General features: G+C 45.2%; 13 protein-coding genes, 1 pseudogene and 1 riboswitch. All 14 genes and pseudogenes read left to right on the top strand.

Annotation, left to right across the window (positions count from 1 at the left end; all coding sequences use genetic code 11):
- The first annotated feature begins 22 nt into the window (after positions 1-22).
- The 14 genes and pseudogenes from AOU00_RS00925 to AOU00_RS00860 all read left to right on the top strand — a co-directional run bounded on the left by AOU00_RS00925 (position 23) and on the right by AOU00_RS00860 (position 14,037).
- Complete coding sequence (locus AOU00_RS00925; protein WP_061831508.1) at positions 23-736, top strand: hypothetical protein; 714 nt, start codon at positions 23-25, stop codon at positions 734-736.
- The gene (locus AOU00_RS00920) at positions 733-1,590 is read left to right on the top strand and encodes a hypothetical protein (RefSeq protein ID WP_061831507.1); all 858 of its coding nucleotides are present in this window, start codon (positions 733-735) and stop codon (positions 1,588-1,590) included. Before AOU00_RS00925 ends, AOU00_RS00920 begins: the two co-directional genes overlap by 4 nt.
- Positions 1,591-3,427, top strand: a pseudogene (locus AOU00_RS00915) (ATPase, T2SS/T4P/T4SS family).
- A complete protein-coding gene (locus tag AOU00_RS00910; protein WP_061831505.1) occupies positions 3,417-5,501 on the top strand; it encodes a hypothetical protein in 2,085 nt (694 codons plus the stop codon). The pseudogene AOU00_RS00915 and the gene AOU00_RS00910 overlap by 11 nt, the downstream one beginning before the upstream one ends.
- 50 nt (positions 5,502-5,551) lie before the next feature.
- Entirely contained in the window at positions 5,552-6,031 is a 480-nt protein-coding gene (locus AOU00_RS00905; protein WP_023988985.1) for a hypothetical protein, read from the top strand.
- A gap of 39 nt (positions 6,032-6,070) precedes the next feature.
- Positions 6,071-6,466 carry a hypothetical protein gene (locus tag AOU00_RS00900; protein ID WP_061831504.1) on the top strand — a complete coding sequence of 132 codons (396 nt, stop codon included), beginning with the start codon at positions 6,071-6,073 and terminating at the stop codon, positions 6,464-6,466.
- A 1-nt stretch (position 6,467) separates the two neighbouring features.
- Positions 6,468-7,022 carry a hypothetical protein gene (locus AOU00_RS00895; RefSeq protein WP_061831503.1) on the top strand — a complete coding sequence of 185 codons (555 nt, stop codon included), beginning with the start codon at positions 6,468-6,470 and terminating at the stop codon, positions 7,020-7,022.
- Positions 7,009-7,998 (top strand): hypothetical protein, encoded by a 990-nt coding sequence (locus tag AOU00_RS00890; RefSeq protein ID WP_061831502.1) that lies wholly within the window; start codon positions 7,009-7,011, stop codon positions 7,996-7,998. Before AOU00_RS00895 ends, AOU00_RS00890 begins: the two co-directional genes overlap by 14 nt.
- Positions 7,999-8,182: 184 nt before the next feature.
- On the top strand, positions 8,183-9,736 hold the full coding sequence (locus AOU00_RS00885) for an ABC-F family ATP-binding cassette domain-containing protein (protein ID WP_023988981.1): 1,554 nt from the start codon (positions 8,183-8,185) through the stop codon (positions 9,734-9,736).
- 92 nt (positions 9,737-9,828) lie between these two features.
- Positions 9,829-9,937, top strand: a riboswitch (TPP riboswitch).
- A 265-nt stretch (positions 9,938-10,202) separates the two neighbouring features.
- Complete coding sequence (locus AOU00_RS00880) at positions 10,203-10,796, top strand: thiamine phosphate synthase (RefSeq protein WP_061831501.1); 594 nt, start codon at positions 10,203-10,205, stop codon at positions 10,794-10,796.
- Between the two features lie 64 nt (positions 10,797-10,860).
- Positions 10,861-12,009 (top strand): glycine oxidase ThiO, encoded by a 1,149-nt coding sequence (gene thiO, locus AOU00_RS00875; RefSeq protein WP_061831500.1) that lies wholly within the window; start codon positions 10,861-10,863, stop codon positions 12,007-12,009.
- A complete protein-coding gene (thiS, locus tag AOU00_RS00870) occupies positions 12,006-12,209 on the top strand; it encodes a sulfur carrier protein ThiS (protein WP_061831499.1) in 204 nt (67 codons plus the stop codon). Before thiO ends, thiS begins: the two co-directional genes overlap by 4 nt.
- A 2-nt stretch (positions 12,210-12,211) precedes the next feature.
- Positions 12,212-12,979: a thiazole synthase gene (locus AOU00_RS00865; RefSeq protein ID WP_061831498.1), complete on the top strand. Its 768-nt coding sequence runs from the start codon at positions 12,212-12,214 to the stop codon at positions 12,977-12,979.
- Complete coding sequence (locus AOU00_RS00860) at positions 12,976-14,037, top strand: ThiF family adenylyltransferase (RefSeq protein ID WP_061831497.1); 1,062 nt, start codon at positions 12,976-12,978, stop codon at positions 14,035-14,037. The genes AOU00_RS00865 and AOU00_RS00860 overlap by 4 nt, the downstream gene beginning before the upstream one ends.
- Positions 14,038-14,057: the final 20 nt, after the last annotated feature.

Here is a 14,057-nt window from a genome sequence, read left to right as displayed (position 1 = left end):
ATGAGAGAAAAGGAACGGAAGTATGAAAACATGGATATTTGCCGGGCTTTGTGACAAAAGCGATACCTTGTTATATATCAGCAGCATATTAGCAGCTTCCGGCCAACAGGTACTGCTTGTGGATGCTACGCTGCGGGGACAGTATCGGTATAGCATAGGGATGCTCGACAAACCACTTCCCATTACGCAGTTTAGTGGTTTTGATGTAGCAATTGGATTTACAGCATGGGAAGACCTGCATACCGTTATGATGACTGATCAAAAGGCGGAGCAGGCTTATGACATTGTTATTTTGGATGTAGAGTTACCTGATTTTTGTCCAATTTCTGTTTGGAAAGGGGCAGAACTGCGAGTTTGGGTCAGTGATTATAGCCGTATGCTAATGCACAACGGACAGAATTGGCTTGAGCATTTATTCAGTCAACCCGAATTCCCCAAAGATCTTGTATTTCACAAGCTATTTTTACAGGCTGTGGATTGTGGTGTGGAGGAGCCGTATCTGTGGGAATACATGAACCATTTCCCGGCTTCTTGGCAGCAAGAGCCATATGTTCTGCCATGGGATGAGGGGCTGCTTGCTCTGAAACTGGAAAATGAGCATAAAAAACAGCTACTACTAAAACCGCTATCCAGAATGTATAAGAAAGAATTATGCCGTTGTATTGGGGAATGGATGAGTTGGGAATTAAAAGTGAGTCGTCGTGCGCTAAAGCGTGCGGAAAGGAGTAGGGCATGAGTACCATTTTGTTTTGGAGCCCCATTAAGGGGGCTAGTGGAAGTAGCTCTTTGGCGGCAGCAATAGCAATTACCTTAGGGAATCTATATAGAGGAAGACTATTATTGACACATTTAGGTCGTAGATATACCGGTATTGAATCAGGATTACCTATACAAGAGTATGGTATGGACGATCCAACCCTACAGCTTCAGGAAGGGGGCTGGGATGCTGCCGCACGTTTAGTTCTGCGAGGGGCACTGTCTAAAGAAAATATTCGTAATTATACGACACCTGTACTCGAACATACTTTGGATGTACTTGAGGGAACCTCCACCTTTGGAGCTGCACCGCCGTTACTATCTCCAGGGCTTGTACGGGCAGTAATAGATACAGCGAATCAATATTATGATTTAACGCTGATTGATGCAGGAAGTGGAGCAGGGTGGGGGGCTGTACAGCATGAAGCATGTGCACGAGCCAAACTGGCCGTTCTTTCACTCACTCAGAATATGCGAGAATTAGATGCTTATTTTGAATCCGTGTCTCCGTTATCTACCTACTCATCATTGCCCTTATTAATAGTACTTGGGAAATATGATGTGCATTCTCAAGTGAATGAAACGAATATTCGCAGGAGATATGGCTACAAAGGTGCTTTGTATACAGTCCCTTATAGCACCGGATTTATGGACGCATGGAACCGCAGGGATGTGATCGGCCATGTGCAACGTGAGGTACGAAGTGGAAAAGAGCAGCATCGCAAGCTTTTTATGCCCGTAGGATGGGCGCAGAGTATACGACATATCAGCAAAGCTATTCTGGAGGCGGCAGAGTCCGATCTTCGACTCAAGGCTTTGGAGAGGGGCGCTTAAATGCTGTCCGCTCAAATGATCAACGGATTGATTCTTACCTGCATAGTACTGATGTGCATCGTACTGATTATTGTTAAATATCGAGGGAATCTTCACTCGCGACATTCAACCCTTCGGGTAGAAAAAAAGAACGAAGATGCCACATTCGAAACATTAATAGAGTATATCAAAAATGCACTTCATGAACTGAGTCATAGCCAGATGGCGGATGCCGGATTGCATGAAGAGGAATATAGACGGCGTATCCATCAAAGGGCGGAACTACGCAGGGCGTTAAAGGACTGTGCCAATGGCAGCATTGGAGATAAACGTTTTGTTAAAAATCTGATGGCTGAGCTTCTGATTAACGGTTACGGCTTGAACGAGAAAATCGTCGATACTGTTATGCCATTCTCCAGACCTGAGTTGTTTAGCATACAGGATCAATTCGAAATTATATTTTACCAATACCAGCAGAAGTTTGGCGCTGATGCACTATCACGTTTATTGGATACTTATGACTTGGCCGAAATGAGGTATTCACAGCAAGGTGAAGAAGATGGAAGTTATCTCGTTACCGCAGAGGATATTCGTTATATCTATGACTGTGAGTACCGCCCTCTTTCCTTTTTGGAGAAAGTGGATATTATTGTCCAACGCATTTATCAGCATTACAAAGGCTTTTCCGTCATTGATGATATTCGTGACCAGCGGATCGACGGTGTAAGTGGGGGTGTCAGTGGTATGCCGGAAGGTGGGATTCCTGCATCATCAGACTGGCCTTCGGATGGGTATGCATTTGAACAAACATCTGCGTCTACTGCCAATGGTTATGAGAGCGTGTGGATTTTTTATAAAGGTAAAACGATCCATCTTTCGTTCCTTTCCTTCGGATCTGAGCGTGAACTTAAAAGGGTGTGCCAAAATATTTACAAATACAATTACCCGGGCCAGCTTTCCGAAGCGAATGGTTATAAGGTCAACGAAATGAAGGATGGGTCACGGGTAGTGGTGGTGCGCCCTCCTTTCTCAGAATCGTGGGCTTTCTTTGTTCGTAAATTCGATATTCAAAGCGCATCGCTGGAACAGTTAATTAAGGGACAGAATGCTGATTTTCCAATCCAACTACTTTCTTATTTAATGAAAGGCAGCCGGATTACTGCTATTACAGGCGCGCAGGGTTCAGGTAAGACGACGTTGTTAATGGCGATGGTCAAGCATATTTATGCTTCGTATACGCTTCGTGTTCAGGAAATGGCCTTTGAACTGCATCTGCGCAGCATTTACAGTCGCCGTAACATTCTTACCTTTCGAGAAACGGACCATATTTCAGGACAAACAAGGGCTTGACTTGCAGAAAAAAACAGATGGAACCGTCAATATCCTAGGCGAAGTAGCAAGTGATGAAGTAGCTGCTTGGATGATTCAAATGTCGCAGGTTGCCAGTCTGTTCACCATTTTTACTCATCATGCCAAAACATTTCGTGATCTCGTGTTTTCACTTCGTAATTCATTGCTCAAAACAGGAGTATTTCAGCATGAAGGCATCGCTGAGGAACAGGTAGTTCATGTCATTAACTTTGATGTGCATCTCAAACGTGATGCGGAGGGGCGACGCTACATCGAACGGATCACAGAATGTGTGCCGTGTGACCCGGATCATACGGATGCAGGCTCCAATGCTTCATTGAGCTACAGTTATCGCCACGTTATGGAATATCGGAACGGAAGCTATATACCGATGGAGCCCTTAACAGCCAAAAGTGCAAAAGAAATGTGTGAGCAGATGAATGTAAAGGATGCCAGAGATTTCCGCAGTTTTTTGACCCGCTATTGGGAGGAAGACTATGAGTCTTAAAGAAATTTCATTATGGATTTTACTTATATCAGGTGGGAGCTTTGCGCTTCTATATATAGTTTTGTGGGGGTTGCATAAGCGTAGTAGTCATGCAGTTCGCAGAGGACGAATTTATTCTGTGCAGGAAGGACGTAAGGGAAAAGCGGTACTGCAACGTGAGCTGCAAGCCTTACTGCATAAGTTGTACACGCTATGTATGAAGGTCCCTTTCTTATCTGGCTACATCACGAGTGTACGTAAGCGACTAGCTGGTCAGCATGCCTACGATGAGTACAAGCTTCGCCTACAGACTATGAAGATGACACTGTTCATCTGGGGGGCTTTTGCTTGCAGTGGCGTTGTACTGGTCATGATGAAGCCAGGAATAGAGTTTGCTATATTGGCCGTTTTATGCGGAGTGGTAATCAACAGTCTTATTTTGGATATGGCCATTAGCCGGATGGAAAAAAGGCTACTTGCACAGATGATCGAATTATTCGCCAATGTACGTCATTATTACCATCAGCACGGTATGGTGGAGGAAGCCATATCCGAAGCGGCCGATTTGGCGGAGGCAGAGGCTGGGAGACACGCACGACTCATCCATGAGGCGCTAACAGATGTTGATCCGCACGAAGCATTGGAAAGATACTATGAGTCGGCTCCTAATCGATTTTTAAAAGCATTTGCCGGTATCTCGTATATGGTAATGGAGTTTGGTGATCGGATTGAGGAGGGGGGCTCCATTTATTTGAAGGGGCTCGGCAGTCTCGCACGCGAAATCCAGTTGGAGTTGCTGCGAAGAAATAAACTGGACTATCTATTAAAAAGTCTAAACGTGATCGCACTGGCACCTGTTTTCTTTACCACCCCAATCGAGACATGGGCGAGATCCAGCTTTCCATCCATGGATGAGTTTTATCAGGGAAAATTGGGTTATATCACGAAATTGTCCGTTTATATTGTGATAATCGTATCTTATTTTCTGTTACAGAAGCTTCAACAGACCGATGAAACAGGATATCGTGCGGGTAGAGGACGGAGGGTTTGGGAACAGAAGCTATACCGTTTTCCCATCATCCGTAATGTGGTGGATTCTTTAATTCCGCGTCAGCATATATCTTCTTATTTCCAGATAACCCGTCTATTAAAAGAAAGTGGTGCGGAGATAAAGCTGGAGTGGCTCTACATACGCAGAATAGCTCTTTTTATCGTAGGTTTGGTTCTCAGTATTAGTACGATATTTTTTTTACATGAAGCTGAGAAAACGCATATCCTTCACGCCCCGGTACAATCGGGTCAAATGTTTGGACATTTAAGTCCGATGGAGCAAAAAGAAGCTTTGAAGCAGAGTGGGATTGATCGCAAAATCATGCATTTGCTGAACATGAGAGCGGACAGCACATACGAACGAACGTACGCTGCTTTAGAACATAATGCCAATGGAACTGTTACTCCTGAACAGCTATCCACAAATACTCGGCGTATTCTCCAAAAGCTGAAAGATTGGAATGATGAATACATCAAGTGGTGGGAAGTGCTGATTAGTTTGATTGTTGGGTATGTAGCCTATCAAATGCCTATGCTTTTATTATATTTGCAACGAAAAATGCGTCGGTTGGATATGAGGCACGAGGTGTATCAATTTCAAACAGTTATTTCCATTTTGCGGGTTATGGAACGAATGTCTGTCGAAGAAATATTGGAGTGGCTGAACAGATTTTCAGTTATATTCAAAAGACCTCTGCAAAAATGTTTGCTTCATTATGAACATGGGCCAGAGGCAGCTCTTGACTTGTTAAAAGAAGAGGCACCTTTGCCGGAGTTTCAGCGTCTAGTGGACAAGCTCCATTTATCTTTGGGTAAAATTACGATTCGTGAGGCCTTTGATGATTTGGAATCCCATATGTCCTACTATTTCGAACAAAGAAGACAGGAGTATGAAAAAATAATAGACAGCAAGGCTATCTGGGGAAGGATGATTGGTTTTGCCCCGATGTATGGTCTTATCTTTTTATATTTGGTGATTCCGTTGATCGGCATGAGTTTTGTTCAAATGGATAACTATTATGAGCAAATACAAAAAATTCAGTAAGAAAGTTCTAATATGACTAATACAAAATAACAAGCTGAGGAGAGAAAAATATGAATAACGCATCAACAGCTTTAAAGGTAGCCGCTGGGATATTTTTGACCATCGCTCTAATTACGATTGTAGTTATACTGTTTATTTCAGCCCAGGAGGCGACTAAAACGGCACAAAACAATTTTGCTGATATCCAGACCGAATTGTCTCAAGCCTCTTTTACGGTATATGACGGCACAACGATTAGTGGTTCCCAGGTGACCAACGCGCTACGGAAGTTTCAGGGGAAGGACCAATTCGGCATTCAGATTAAAACCGGTAAAAATATGGCAGGCCAGTGGTACGGTAATGCTCTGAACATTAGCCCAGACAGTGAACAGTATGGTGCAGTGAATGGTGGCAGTGATAAGACTGGGAAAATCACGAATACGCTTAATGAGAAAGAGAATGAATACGTAAATCCAAGTGGCAAATTCAAGGCTGAAATCGTAAAGGACAAATCGAACGTTGTCCGTGGGTTGTTGTTTACCCAGTCCTAAGCACTACAGCAAAGATAATAATCATAAGGGGGATGGAGTATGTCTGATCACGCTTCAAGTATGCTGAGGCTTGGTGTGTCAGTTATTCTGTTCATAACCGCATGTGTAACGGCAGCAGACTTGTCCAGCCAGCTGGATGGTGCACTGGAATTAAGATCACAGCAAGAGGAGCATTCTGAAGGGCGAATAGCCCGTACTGCTGGGGTGGGATTGCCGGAACGGATTAAAGGAACACAGGTCATACAGGCAATTCGCATGAACTTACAGGAGGGGATTTCGGTTCAAGTCGACGGGACAGAGTACGATGTGTATTCTGAACCATTTGAGCCTGATGTATCTGCCCTGGATACTTCCTCTTTATATTCCATGTATCCACAGCGTAATGGGAATGGGGACATAACATCTGTACGTTTTGAGAAATTGGGGGAAGACTGAAGTGGTTCAAACAATATCCAAGTTGTTGGGGACGCTGCTCGCTGTATTGCTTTTGTACATCGTACCCGCAGTTCAAGCTGCTGACCGGCAGGATGATATATCCGGGTTAAATACATATCATTCAACTGTACGTTTTGTTGATATGGTAAGAACCAAAGGTTACATTACACCGACGATGTATAACGATTTTATGCGTGATCTGGAATTGACAGGCAATACGTACGAAGTTGACTTGGAGCATATGCACAAAAAGTATGTACCGGACTATGCAGATGCCGCGAAGCCAGACAGTTTTCTGGGCAACTATGAAACTGTATATGATGGGTACTATAATCCGCAAATCTTGGCTGTACTGTTTCCTCACAATCAGCAGCCAAAATCAGATCAGACACGTCGGTATACCTTGATGGCCGGGGATTATTTTACGGTCCGGTTACATAATACGAATCGGACTCCTGCGAACTTGTACAATTCATGGCTTCTCGGTGGGGCAGATAGCGGCAAGCCGGCAGTTACAGCTTCTTACGGGGGCATGGTTCTGAATGAAGATTACTGATTTTGCAGTCATATTTATACTTTTGTTTTTGCCCTTTGGTGTAGTTAGTGACTTACGGGTGCAGAATCAGCGTGAAGTGCAGCAGCTAGAAATGAAATATACGTCGGCTCTCCGTACCGCAGTTCAGGATGCAGGGGTCGTGCTCTCACAGAATGAACGTCAGGAACGCGAGGCCGGATACGGATCGGATAAGTTTTTTCGTGTAGATAAAGAAGCAGCGCTGAACACGTTCCTGCATACCCTTTTTCTTAATGTAGGCATTGATGAGGATATAGTAGCACAACGTGCATTATTGGATTATATACCAGCCATTGTAATTCTGGATTATGACGGTTATTATGCGTTCACTTCAGAAGCCTATACAGACGAGCGTGGACAAGCTGCTATTGCCCACAAATGGAGCGAAAAAAAGCCATATGCCTATGTTGATTCAGTAGGCAACAGTGTGGGGTTCAGCTTGGATAATTATGTGCACGCATACGATGCGCGGAATCACAGGTGGGTGGAGGGCTTTCAAAAGGAACTTCAGGATCAGACTCCTATATCTTTACTGAATAATTCAGAAGCTTTTGAGCAAATACGTCGTTCCACTATTGTTGGCAGCGTTCAAGAGGACCTGGCGCGAATGATTAATGTCCATAACGAAAAAGCTGCACGTAACGGCATATCCTATACATTCACACTACCGATCATTCCGCAAGAGGAGTGGTACAACACGATAGATGATGTGGGTCTGATCGCGTTTATCCAAGGCATTCCGGTCGGAGACAGGTATTACAATAACTATGGATTTGGTGGTGGGAGAGTCGTCAGAAAGCAAGACATTATCGGTGGCATAGAACCAGAAACTAGAATGAAATATTTTTATAGAGATTCATGTCCAGCTCCCTTTAAAGCGAGTGAACGTTTTACGGATGAAAAATCTGCAGCAGCTGCGGGATACTTTGAGTACAATTGTTATAATGGCTTAAAATAATCACCCTCATGGGTGGTTTTTGTTTTTTTAGGCAGATCCATACCAAAAAACCTTAAAATTCACTGTTTTCAATATTCCGATATGGTTGTAGAATGTGCTACAATAAGGCTTTGAAAGAAACGAAATGCATATGAAATAAGAACAGTCGGCAGCGCCGATGACAATAAGGAGCCAAAAACAGCTTATGAGTTTATTGACTGTAGAAAATGTATCCCACAACTTTGGGGACCGCGCATTATTTAAAAATGTTTCCTTTCGATTGCTTGCGGGGGAACGTGTAGGTTTGGTAGGAGCTAACGGTGTTGGTAAATCGACACTCATGAACATTCTCACTGGAAAATTGCTTAAGGATGAGGGTAAAGTAGAATGGACTCCACGTGTACGTTACGGTTATCTGGATCAGCACACCAAGCTGACACCGGGCAAAACGGTACGTGATGTATTAAAAGACGCTTTTCTTCCTTTGTTGGAATTGGAAAAGGAAATGATGCAGATTACTGACAAAATGGGGGATGCTTCTCCTGAAGAGTTGGAAGTGTTGCTGGAACAGATGGGTGAAATTCAGGAGCAACTGGATATGGGGGATTTTTACCTCATTGATGTGAAGGTTGAAGAAATGGCGAATGGACTAGGTCTGTCGGCCATAGGACTGGATCGGGATGTATCTGCACTTAGCGGCGGGCAACGGACAAAGGTGCTTCTTGCTAAATTGCTGTTGGAAAAGCCGAATGTCCTGCTGCTGGATGAGCCTACCAACTACTTGGATGTAGAGCATATTGAATGGCTTACGCGCTATTTGAAGGATTATCCCTATGCTTTTATCCTTATTTCACATGATACTGAGTTTATGAACCAGGTCGTTAATGTTATTTACCATCTTGAATTTGCCAAGATGACCCGTTATTCAGCTAACTATGAAAAGTTTCTTGAAATGGCGGATCTGAACAAAGCTCAGCATATTGATGCTTATGAGAAGCAACAGGACTTTATTAAGAAACAGGAAGATTTTATTCAGCGTAATAAAGCGCGTGCTTCTACCTCAGGCCGAGCAAAGAGCCGTGAAAAGCAGCTTGATCGGATCGAACGTATTGATAAGCCTGAAGAAGCCGCAAAACCAACCTTTCAATTCAAAGAGGCACGTGCAAGCGGAAAGACGGTATTTGAGGGTATTGATTTTGAGATTGGTTATACACATGCCCTTTTGCCTAAAATGTCCATGACGATTGAACGTGGCGAAAAAATTGCAATTGTTGGCTACAACGGTGTCGGTAAATCGACATTGCTCAAAACCATATTGGGAAAAATTCCGCCAATCAGTGGAAAAACCTATCAAGGTGATTTTTTGCAGCCCGCTTATTTTGAGCAGGAAGTAAAGGCGGAGAAAATTACACCGATTGACGATGTGTGGAATGAATTTCCGCATTTGAACCAGCATGAAGTACGAGCGCATTTGGCGCGCTGCGGTTTGAAAAATGAGCATATCACACGTCCGCTATCTGCGCTTAGTGGTGGAGAACAGGCTAAAGTCCGTCTTTGCAAACTGTTAATGCGTGAAAGCAACTGGGTATTGTTCGATGAGCCTACCAACCACTTGGATGTTAAAGCAAAGGATGAGCTGAAACGTGCCTTAAAGGAATACAAAGGGACCGTATTGCTTGTATCTCACGAACCGGACTTTTACGAGGATTGGGTAACCAAAACGTGGAATGTGGAAGAGTGGTCAAGTAAAGTTAACTAAAATCAGTTAAATCCAGTTCTGCTATTTCACACGAAGTGGGGTTTGCAGAATTAGGAAAATATGCTAAGCTATCTTTAGCTTATACAATAAAATAGTCACACTAGGGGAGCCGCCCATGCGGCTGAGACGGAATAAATGGATTTCGGACCCTTTGCACCTGATCTGGGTTATGCCAGCGTAGGGAAGTGAGCGCCGTACAAACAAGGCAACACCATCTTTATTTTGTTTGTGCGTGGGACGATACACGTATACGGATATCATGGTCCGTTCGATTATTGGACGTTCGTTAAACCACTTCCTTGGGGAAGTGGTTTTTTTGCGTTTCGTTCATTTTAAGTTGTTCGAGCTTCCGTAGACGGATTCACATACAATCCCCTTTCATTACTGCTGGTAGACGTGGCTGGCTAAGCTTAGATCCTTTAATCCAATGTGAGGTGAAGACAAAATCGAATTACACGCAATTTCGATGGAAAAGGGCACTTTTGCACAAGCCGCCCGAGTGGCTGCTATGATTTGTCCGTATGTTCATTATGTACACGCACGTTTAAAACAGAATGGTGCCTCTGCATTGCTTTCTTTGACTCGCAGCATGGTGGAGCAGGAAGTTCCTTTGCAACAAATTGTAGTAAATGATCGTGTGGATGTAGCTTTACTTACTTTGGTTGGAACCGTCCAGCTACCAGCTAATGGGTTACCTGTTGTGGATGTGAAAAGTCTACTTTCAAAGAGTACACGCTGTGGAGTGTCTGTGCATTCCTTGGAGGAAGCGCAGACTGCCGAGCAGGCAGGAGCAGACTATGTACTTTATGGTCATGTATATGAGACCCATTGTAAGCCTGGTATTGTACCGCGGGGTTTAGCTCAGCTTGAACATATTTGCAGGCTGTCGAACATTCCGGTGATCGCGCTGGGCGGCATACAACCGCACCATATCCCGGAGCTTTATATGGCCGGAGCAAGCGGAATTGCGGTGATGTCTGGTATATGGGAGGCTGAGTCGCCCGTTGCAGCTGCGATGGAATATAGGCGAATGGCAGATCTTGTAGTTCATAGCTTGTAGCGAGAAAACGAGAGTAGAGGCAAGCTGAAAGCAGAATGGTTTATGGAGAGGAGACACGGAACAAATGCTAAAGATACACACAGAGGCAAGAGCGATAGGACATGCTGAATGCTTGGTCATAGGTGGAGGTGTCATCGGCAGTTCCATTGCTTATCATGTGGCCAAGGAGGGAAGAAGTACGATCATGCTGGAACGATTGATCCCGGGTGAGGGAGCCTCAGGAGCAGCGGTTGGAATGCTGGCAGCGGAAAGTGAAGAGTTCACCGACTCTGAGCTGGCACGATTTGCTCGCAGAAGTCGAGATGCATTCCCTGAGCTTGTCTGTGATCTGGAGCGTTTGTCGGGTATTTCGGTGGAATTCCGTACAGAAGGATTTGTGACCCCTTTCCGTACGGAAACTGAAGGCCAAAAACGCTGGAAAGCTGCTAAAACGCGAGAGGATGATTGTCCTATCTGGTGGGATGCGAGGGAATTGGCCCGACGAATTCCAGGTTTGGATGAACAAGCGATCGGAGCAATATATCGTTCAAAGGAGACACAAGTGGCTCCTGTCCAGCTTTGTCGTGCTTATGCAGGTGCTGCTGCGGTGCTGGGAGCAACGGTATCGTCTGGTACACGGGCAGAGCAACTGGTCATACAGGATGGTCGAGTTTGCGGTGTCCGAACAGATAGTGGCTTTTTTTCCTGCGATCAGGTCATTATTGCTGGAGGCTTGGATAGCATGAAATTACTGGCGCAGGTTGGGTTTGAATATCCACTTTATCCGGTCAAGGGCGAAGCGGTAGCGGTCTCCTTGAATGATCACCCATTAGAATACACCATTTATGCTGATGATATTTACCTCGTGCCTAAACAGAATAACGAGCTTTGGATTGGGGCAACGAGCCTTCCGCATCAATATGACGAAGAAGTGACCGTAGGAGGCTTGGAGGGGTTGCTGGCACGTGCCTCTGCCTGGCTGCCGCGCGTCCGTGAAGCTTCTTTTATACGCGCTTGGGCGGGCTTACGGCCGCAGGCTGCATCAGGTCATCCTTTTATAGGTACTGTTCCTGGGGTCGAGGGCGTATATGCTGCGGTCGGGCATTATCGCAACGGTGTCCTGCTGAGTGATGCTACCGGGCGTGCGATGGCAGCTATGCTTAATGGAGCTGGTGCAGCAGAACTTGGGATAAGTAGTTTTTCTTCTGAGCTCCTCAAGGAGAAAAGCTTATGAAGCTGACGATTAACGGCCAGAGCATGACCTTTTCTAATCGAATCACTCATGTGAATCAATTGCTACATGAGCTTGATGTAAAGGTGAAAACCGTAGTGGTGGAGCTGAACCGGCATATACTGAGCCGTGAAGATCATGATGAAGCGGTACTGAAGGATGGAGATTGCCTAGAGATTGTACATTTTGTGGGAGGCGGTTGATTATGTTAACCATTGGAAAAGCATCTTTTACCTCGAGGTTGTTGTTGGGAACAGGAAAATTCTCTGATCTGGATATCCAATCCCAAGCCGTAGAGGCTGCTGAGACGGAAATATTGACGTTTGCTGTACGGAGATTGAACTTGGAGGAACGGGATAAGCAGCATTTTCTCGATATGCTGGATTTGAGCCGGTATACACTTCTTCCCAACACAGCAGGGGCTACAACAGCAGTGGAGGCGATTCGTATTGCCAAATTGGCAAAAGCCTCCGGCCTGTGCGATATGATTAAGGTGGAAGTCATTGGGGATAGCAAGACACTGCTCCCTGACCCTTTTGAAACGTTGAAAGCTAGTGATAAGCTGTTGGAAGAAGGCTTTATCGTGCTGCCCTACATATCGGACGATGTGATTCTAGCAAAGCGGCTACAAGAGCTTGGAGTACACGCCGTTATGCCTGGAGCTTCACCGATTGGTACAGGACATGGTTTGCTCAATCCGTTTTCATTAGGGCTAATTATTGAACAGGCGGAGGTTCCGGTTATTGTCGATGCGGGTATTCGCTCACCCGGTGACGCGGCAATGGCGATGCAGTTAGGGGCAGATGCTGTTTTGTTGAACACAGCCGTATCAGGAGCGAAGGACCCAGTAAAAATGGCCGAGGCCATGAAACTGGCTGTTCGTGCTGGAAGATATGGTTTTGAGGCGGGGATGATTCCTGTAAAACGTTACGCTTCAGCAAGCAGTCCGACAGAAGGTATGGTTCAGGCATGAAGGTAACTGACAAATCCGGTGCAGGAGAAACACATCCAAGTGACCGTTATTCCAGACAGGAAAGATTCGTGCCCTTTGGACCGACAGGACAACGCCGGCTTGCTTCTTCCCACGTACTAATCATAGGTGCCGGAGCGTTAGGTACAGGTATTGCGGAAACGCTCGTTCGCGGGGGCGTAGGTACAGTGAGCCTCGTAGACCGGGATTATGTGGAATGGAGCAATTTGCAGCGCCAGCAGCTTTTTCAGGAAAGTGATGCTGCGCAAAGATATCCCAAAGCAGTAGCTGCTCAGCGAAGATTAAAGGATATTAATTCGGAAACGGTTATACATGCACATGTACTGGATGTTGGGGTGGAAGAGCTGGAAGAGTTGATCCAGGGGGTAGATCTCATGATGGATGCAACTGATAATTTCGATACCCGACTTCTTATGAACGACATGGCACTCAAGCATCGGATACCTTGGATTTATGGGGGATGTGTGGGCAGCTATGGTGTAACCTATACCATCTTACCGGGTCAAACGCCTTGTCTTCACTGTCTGCTGGAAACTGTACCGTTTGGTGGAGAAACCTGTGATACCGCCGGGATTATTCCGCAGGCCGTACAGATGGTCACGGCTAACCAAACTACGGAAGCTTTCAAACTTCTTGGTGGATATCCAGAAGATTTGAGAGGAAAGCTGCTTTCGTTTGATTTGTGGAAAAATGAGTATGTAGCAATAGCGGTAGATAGCGTTAAAAAGGAGAACTGTCCTTCTTGCGGCAGCCAACCGACATATCCCTATTTATCGGCCTCTCATCGGCAGAAGACAGATGTTTTGTGCGGTAGGGATACCGTTCAAATTAGACCAGCAAACCCGACACATCTGAATCTTGCAGAAACAGCAGATAGATTTGCTTCTTTGGGAGAAGGAAAAGTAGAGCGGAATCCGTTTTTGGTTTCCTTTAGTACAAGCGAGCATCGCTTGGTTATTTTTGCAGATGGCAGAGCGTTGATTCATGGGACAAAGGACGTGGCAAAAGCAAGAAGTCTGTATCATCGCTATTTGGGTTAAACTATAAGAGCAGAAGACCA

Source organism: Paenibacillus polymyxa, from assembly GCF_001719045.1.
Taxonomy (GTDB): Bacteria; Bacillota; Bacilli; order Paenibacillales; family Paenibacillaceae; genus Paenibacillus; species Paenibacillus polymyxa_B.
Note: the sequence above shows the minus strand (reverse complement) of the source record. Positions and strands in the feature narration are given on the sequence as shown.